The sequence below is a fragment of the Candidatus Neomarinimicrobiota bacterium genome (assembly GCA_022573815.1).
Lineage (GTDB): Bacteria > Fidelibacterota > SORT01 > SORT01 > SORT01 > JACZTG01.
In genome coordinates this window covers 1-6177 of sequence record JACZTG010000052.1, presented here as the reverse complement: position 1 = coordinate 6177, position 6177 = coordinate 1, and the positions used below count along the sequence as shown (strand labels likewise).

Annotated in this window: 5 protein-coding genes; 4 read left to right on the top strand and 1 reads right to left on the bottom strand. The window is 40.7% G+C overall.

Translation table 11 applies throughout. From position 1 onward, the window contains the following. Positions 1-254 precede the first annotated feature (254 nt). The 4 genes from IIB39_11115 (at position 255) to IIB39_11100 (ending at position 5693) form a co-directional block, all read left to right on the top strand. On the top strand, positions 255-2420 hold the full coding sequence (locus IIB39_11115; protein ID MCH8929248.1) for a HAMP domain-containing protein: 2166 nt from the start codon (positions 255-257) through the stop codon (positions 2418-2420). Positions 2421-2614: 194 nt separating this feature from the next. Continuing rightward, complete coding sequence (locus IIB39_11110) at positions 2615-3154, top strand: purine-binding chemotaxis protein CheW (protein ID MCH8929247.1); 540 nt, start codon at positions 2615-2617, stop codon at positions 3152-3154. Between the two features lie 36 nt (positions 3155-3190). Next, positions 3191-3514, top strand: coding sequence for a hypothetical protein (locus IIB39_11105; GenBank protein ID MCH8929246.1), 324 nt, complete (start codon positions 3191-3193; stop codon positions 3512-3514). Positions 3515-3716: 202 nt separating this feature from the next. Next, complete coding sequence (locus tag IIB39_11100; protein ID MCH8929245.1) at positions 3717-5693, top strand: PAS domain S-box protein; 1977 nt, start codon at positions 3717-3719, stop codon at positions 5691-5693. A gap of 8 nt (positions 5694-5701) precedes the next feature. Here the strand turns inward: IIB39_11100 and IIB39_11095 are convergent. Next, positions 5702-6177, bottom strand: a 476-nt coding sequence (locus IIB39_11095) for a transposase (protein MCH8929244.1), incomplete at its 5' end; no start/stop codon positions are given.

The following is a 6177-nucleotide window of genomic DNA, read 5'->3' as shown; positions in this document are numbered from 1 at the left end:
GAAATAATAATTCTTCCCATATCACAATTATTGTTAAGGTATTTTCACCACCAACCAAATATCCCTACCCAATTGTGGCACAAGTTTTGCCATCTCTAACAGTATGATTCGATTCTACGAAGCCATACGGAAGAATTCGACATACAACCCTATCTATGTCAACAAAAGTGTTGTTCTAATTTAAGGGTGATGACAAATCCGAAAGGATCAGACGGTAATTACGAAATGTTAATTACTTAAAAAAGGAGTAAATAATGAGATGGACAATCGGTAAGAAGTTGATCACAGGATTTCTGGCGGTCTCAGCTTTAGTGGGTGTGGCTGGAATTTTTGGCATTGTTAGCATCGGTACGATGGGAGAGTCTATCTACCAGATCACTGCGGAAGAGGTGCCGTTAGTTGAAGCGGCTAACGAAATGAAGTTACGCCTTCAGATTGCAAGAACGGCTATGGAGGAGTATAAAGCGGCATCTTCAACTATCGCCTCGAATGACGAAAGCGTTTTAGCGGGTCTTGTGGATACTTACAACCGGACGGTGGTCGATTTTGATGCATTTGTGGACGGCATAGTCAAAGGCGCTGAGGTCGATGGGAATAAAATCATTGCGACTGATAATGACGAGCTTAGAAGTTTGGCGGAAGAGGCTGATAGATTTCATAATGAAAAATTTCAACCCGCCGCCCAGCTGCTCATGGGGTACGGGGTGGAACTTCTTAAACAGAAAGCGAATTCCCGTGAATCAATGCTTCAGATGGAAGCTCTTTTCGACGAGGTGGTTGCAGATGCCAAAGGCGTTGAGAACATAATAAAGGCATCGATAGAAAGCAAGAAAAAAGGTCTCGGTGTCGAGGCAAGGGAGATACTTGAAAAAGACGTACCGCTTGTGGACATGGCGATGGAGCTGGCGCTATCGCTATCTTTAAGCCGTATTAGGCTTGAGGAGATCAATCAAATGACAAGCCTTGAGGAGATCGAAGAGATTGAAAGTGAATACAAAAAGACTATCGAGAGTTTCGATCAGTGGGTTGTGGCGATATTAGACGGCGCCGATACCGACGAGGGACTTGTTTACGCTGCCACGGACGAAAATGTTCGCGCTGCGGTGAAGGAACTTGACCTCAATCATACGGATTTTCAGGAAGCAGCTGATAACCTGATTGAAGAGCAAAAAAGGATGGTAGAGCTGACGGCGAAATCAAACGATGCCATGACCGAACTGGATGACACAGGCGATGAGATGGCCGTTATATTGACTGAGTTAGAGGAATTAGCATCCGAAGAGATGGGCGCCGCAGTGACTAATGCCAATGACGCGGAATCTACTGCCAACGTTACTCTTATTTTAGTGACGGTCATGGGTATATTTGCGGGAGCCATAATAGGTGTGGTAATATCCCGGGGTATAACGAAAGCATTGCGTAAGGTAATTGACATGATCAAAGATATCGCCGAGGGGGAGGGCGATCTTACAAAGAGAGTAGACGTAGCGTCAAAAGATGAAATAGGTGAGCTTGCCGAATGGTTTAATAAATTTGTTGACAAGCTTCATGATGTTATCTCCGAGGTCAAGAACAATACTAATGAGGTGGCAGCGGCGGCAACAGAAATAGCTTCGGCAGCCGAACAGGCAGCGGCAGGCGCTACCGAGCAGGAATCGCAGGCAGGCGAAGTATCCTCCTCTGTAGAGCAGATGAGCGCAACGATAGTAGAAGCCTCTCAGAACGCGTCATCGGCTGCTGAATCGGCAAAGAACGCGGCATCATCAGCTGAAGAAGGTGGAAATTTAGTTCGACAGACGTTAGAAGGGATGCAGGCAATAGCTGAAACCGTCAAACATTCTTCGGAAACAATTGGTGAATTGGGCAAGCGGTCAGATGAGATAGGAGAGATAATCGAGGTTATTGACGATATAGCTGACCAGACGAACCTATTAGCTCTGAACGCCGCTATCGAAGCTGCAAGAGCAGGAGAACAAGGTCGCGGATTTGCCGTTGTGGCAGACGAAGTGAGGAAACTGGCTGAACGTACGACAAAAGCCACCGCAGAGATAGCTTCAATGATAAAGAATATCCAGGATGATACCGGCAGCGCAGTCGCTGCAATGGCAGAAGGGACGAAGCAGGTTGAAACGGGAAGCGAGCTAGCGGTGCAAGCAGGTGATTCGTTGAGTCGGATTGTGAGCGTAGCCTTAGAGGTACAGACAATGGTTGAGCAGATAGCTACTGCATCGGATGAACAGTCTGCCGCCGTGGAACAGATATCGGGTAATGTGACCAGTATTGCTACCGTGTCCAAAGAAAGCGCAAAGGGTTCAGAACAGATGGCAGCGGCATCTGAGCAGCTTAATCGACAGACGGAGTCACTGCTGGGATTGGTTGGTCAGTTCAAGTTGAAAGGAACCGAGGTAGACAAATCATGACACAACATACTACAGACAACGAATCAGCCGAAAGCACTTAATAACTTGTAAATAAGTTTAAACTCAAGGAAAACGTTGATACTGTATAAGATGCGCTATAAAAATCTGAATTGCCCGTAGTTAAATTGTGGGGGTATTCCAAAACAGGCTGCGGGCAAGACGGATTTATCAATATAAATTAGGAGTAAGAAATCATGAATGAAACATCCCAACTAGCTCGTGATGGAAATTTGACACCAGAGGAAGTAGCGTCAGGCGATTCAACAGAGAGTGTAGATGAATTATTACAATTAGTCGGATTTAATCTTGGAGATGAGGAATTCGGTGTAGATATACTGAAAGTTCAAGAGATAAACCGAATGATAGATATTACGAAAGTGCCTCAATCTCCCGATTTTGTGGAAGGAGTTATAAACTTAAGAGGGGAGATTATTCCGGTGATCGATCTCAGGAAGCGTTTTGGTCTTTCCAAGAAGGATCCTGACAGACACACAAGGATCATAGTCGCTGAAGTAGGGGAAAGCACACTCGGTTTTGTAGTTGATGCCGTGTCAGAGGTTATTCGAATAAAATCGGATACCGTTGAACCACCTCCGCCAATAGTAAAGGGTCAACACGCCGAATACATTCAAGGTGTAGGAAAACTCGATGACAGACTTTTAATGCTACTTGACATAGATAAAATATTATCTGCAACCGAGATAGGTACACTCGGTGATCTTCAATCTGACTAGACCAAATATTCACATATAAATGAGGGAACAGAATTTATGGGCACTAAAATTAAAGAAATAAATGATATGGCACAGTTACTGCTTGAAGAGAACAAAAAATCAGCATCAAATATAAAGTACTTGTTAAACGGTCTTAAGAAAAATTTAGATGGGGAGAGCATAATTTCTACAAAATCAGATGAGAATCTATTTTCTAAAGTTAGAAAAGATTTACGCAGTATTATAATAACTGTAAAAGAGACAAAATCGAATTTGTCGAGGTTATTGTTTCATACGAACGAGAAAATAAATAACGAGAAAGTATTACCTGACAGCACAGATGAAAAAATGTTTCCACTATCCGATTACCCGAAAAAGTAAAGTATAAAGCTCACTAAAGCCATAAACATACTTAAAAGTGCAACTGATAATATGATCAAATTAACACGAAGATATAAATCGCCCGGTGAGGAGGATGAAATTATATCGAATAACTAAAATAAGGATATATTCGAATGACCTTATAGTGAAAATAGTTTTAAACAGAATAATCATTTTAAATAAAAATGTCGGTGGGACCAGCTTGAACACTAAATCAATTAAGTCATACATAATAGCGCTCAAAAAGCGCTATTTAATTACTCTTGTACTGATAGCAGTGATAATCCCTTCGGGGCAATACTGGTCACATTATCTTCTTCGAGAGCATTCAATCGATATGGAAGTTATAAATATTGCCGGTCGGCAGAGGATGCTTTCTCAGAAAATAGCAAAGTCCGCATATCTTGTAAGTCATGCGGATTCTCCAAATAAGTTTTATGAAGGCATAATGGAATTGAGTAACGCAGTAGCATTATGGCAGGAATCACATATGATGTTATTGGGAGCGCTTAAGGATAGAGATCTTCGCCATGAAAATAGTGCCAAAGTAATTGAACTATATGAAATTATTAATCCACAATATGATATAATTCGAGAGGCATCTGAGCTTATCATTAATGCTACATCTCCTAAAACTGATGATTCAACATTTACCAATCCAAATATCCTGAAATATGTTAATAATATATTTGAAGCGGAATCAAAATTTCTTCAGGGAATGGACAATATTGTACTCCTATATGAAACAGAAGCAACTGCACGAGTAACAAAATTGGAAAATATTGAATTACTGATGATGGGAATTTTATTTTCACTCCTATTAGTAAATGAAATTATGGTTTTTCGTCCGGCGTTTAAGAAATTAATTTCTGCTGAAGCGTCAAGATCCATGGCAGAGAAAAATATAATTAAGTTATCGCGAACAGTAGAGCAAAGCCCGGTAACTATCATAATTACTGATAAAAATTATATAATTGAATATGTAAATCCTCCTTTTACAAAACTTACAGGTTATACATCAGAAGAAGCTTTGGGACAAAACCTGAATATGCTGATTTCCAAATATCAAACTAAAGATTTTTGCGAAGCAATATGGGCAAGAATTAGCTCCGGCAAAACATGGAATGGAGAAATCCAGAATAAAAAAAAGAATGGGGAGTTGTTTTGGGAATCGTTAATAATATCCCCAATATTCGATGCTGATAATGGCATAATAAACTATGTAATGATAAAAGAGGACATCACCGAGCAAAAGCTGGCTAAGAATGAGTTTGAAAAGAGTGAGAAAAAATACCGTGATCTTGTAGAGAACTCGAATGTAGGAATTTATATACTCCAGGATAATAAGTTTATGTTTGCAAATGAGACATTTGAGAAGATATTAGGCCATAAATTTGAAGAAGTTTCATTAGATAGTTTTAATTTTATGGATTTGGTAGCTCCTGAAAGTAAAGAATTTATATTGCAGCGATCTAATTCAAGAGAAAAGGGTGAGAATAGTGATGATAATTATTTTTTTAAGGCGATAACCAAAACAGGGAAGATTGTTGATCTAGAAGCCAATACGTTCACAATCGAGTTTGGTGGAAAACCTGCTATACAAGGAATTATAAAGGATGTAACTGAGCAATTGCAGGATAGACGAGAAAAATTAATCCTCCAAGAGAAATTAAAACAATCCGAACGGATGGAATCCCTGGGTTTATTGGCAGGTGGTGTAGCGCATGACTTGAACAACATTATAGGTCCTATTATGGTCTATCCTGACCTGATAAGGAGGGATCTAGCAAAAGGTAAATCCGTAGACAAGGATTTGGATACTATCTCGTCTTCAGTTCAGCGAGCAGCTGATGTAATATCAGATCTATTGGCTTTGGCGCGACGCGGTAAATATAATATGGAAACACTAGATTTGAACGATCTTGTAAACGATTATCTCTCCTCAGCTGAATACAAGGCAACTAAAGGACTTCATTCTGAAGTATCAACTGAAATCGAACTTTCTAAAAGTACATTACTATTTAAAGGCTCTAACGCCCATTTACCAAACGTAATAATGAATCTGATAAATAACGCCTATGAGTCTATGCCGGAGGGAGGGGTACTCAGCATCACTACCTCTTCGATCAACGTAGTAGATGGAGAGCTACGTGATGAGGATATTCCTAAAGGAATATAGGTCAAGTCCTAAAAGTTCTGTAATTTCATCATAGTCGTCTCAGGTTGTTCCTCTTTAACCTCCCCGCCTGACCGATGTCGGGCAGGCTCATTTTCAAGTAATTTCATATCCAGATAGATTTTTCCCGTCAGCCATTCTTCCGATTGTTCAATACATAAAGCAGATATCAACCGCAGGCATGATTCGGCATTGGGGAAGATCCTGATAACTCTCGTTCGTCGTTTTATCTCCTGATTAAGCCTCTCAAGACTGTTTGTTGTCCGTACTCTCCGTCTGTGCTCTACCGGAAAGTTAAAACACGCGAGTGTATCCTCGCATTGCTCTTCTAAGAACTCAGATAAGTTGGGATATGTAGTTCTCAACATCTCTACCATGCTCCCAAGACGCTCCCATGCGGTCTGGTAATCTGGAGCGTCAAACACTTCCCGGAGCATCTGTTTAACACGAGCCTTATCCTTGGGACGTACTTTATCGAGAACATTCT

What these genes read in the sequence shown, in the direction of transcription:
- IIB39_11115 (MCH8929248.1), top strand. Translation starts at nt 255, where the DNA reads ATGAGATGGACAATCGGTAAGAAGTTGATCACAGGATTTCTGGCGGTC.
- IIB39_11110 (MCH8929247.1), top strand. Translation starts at nt 2,615, where the DNA reads ATGAATGAAACATCCCAACTAGCTCGTGATGGAAATTTGACACCAGAG.
- IIB39_11105 (MCH8929246.1), top strand. Translation starts at nt 3,191, where the DNA reads ATGGGCACTAAAATTAAAGAAATAAATGATATGGCACAGTTACTGCTT.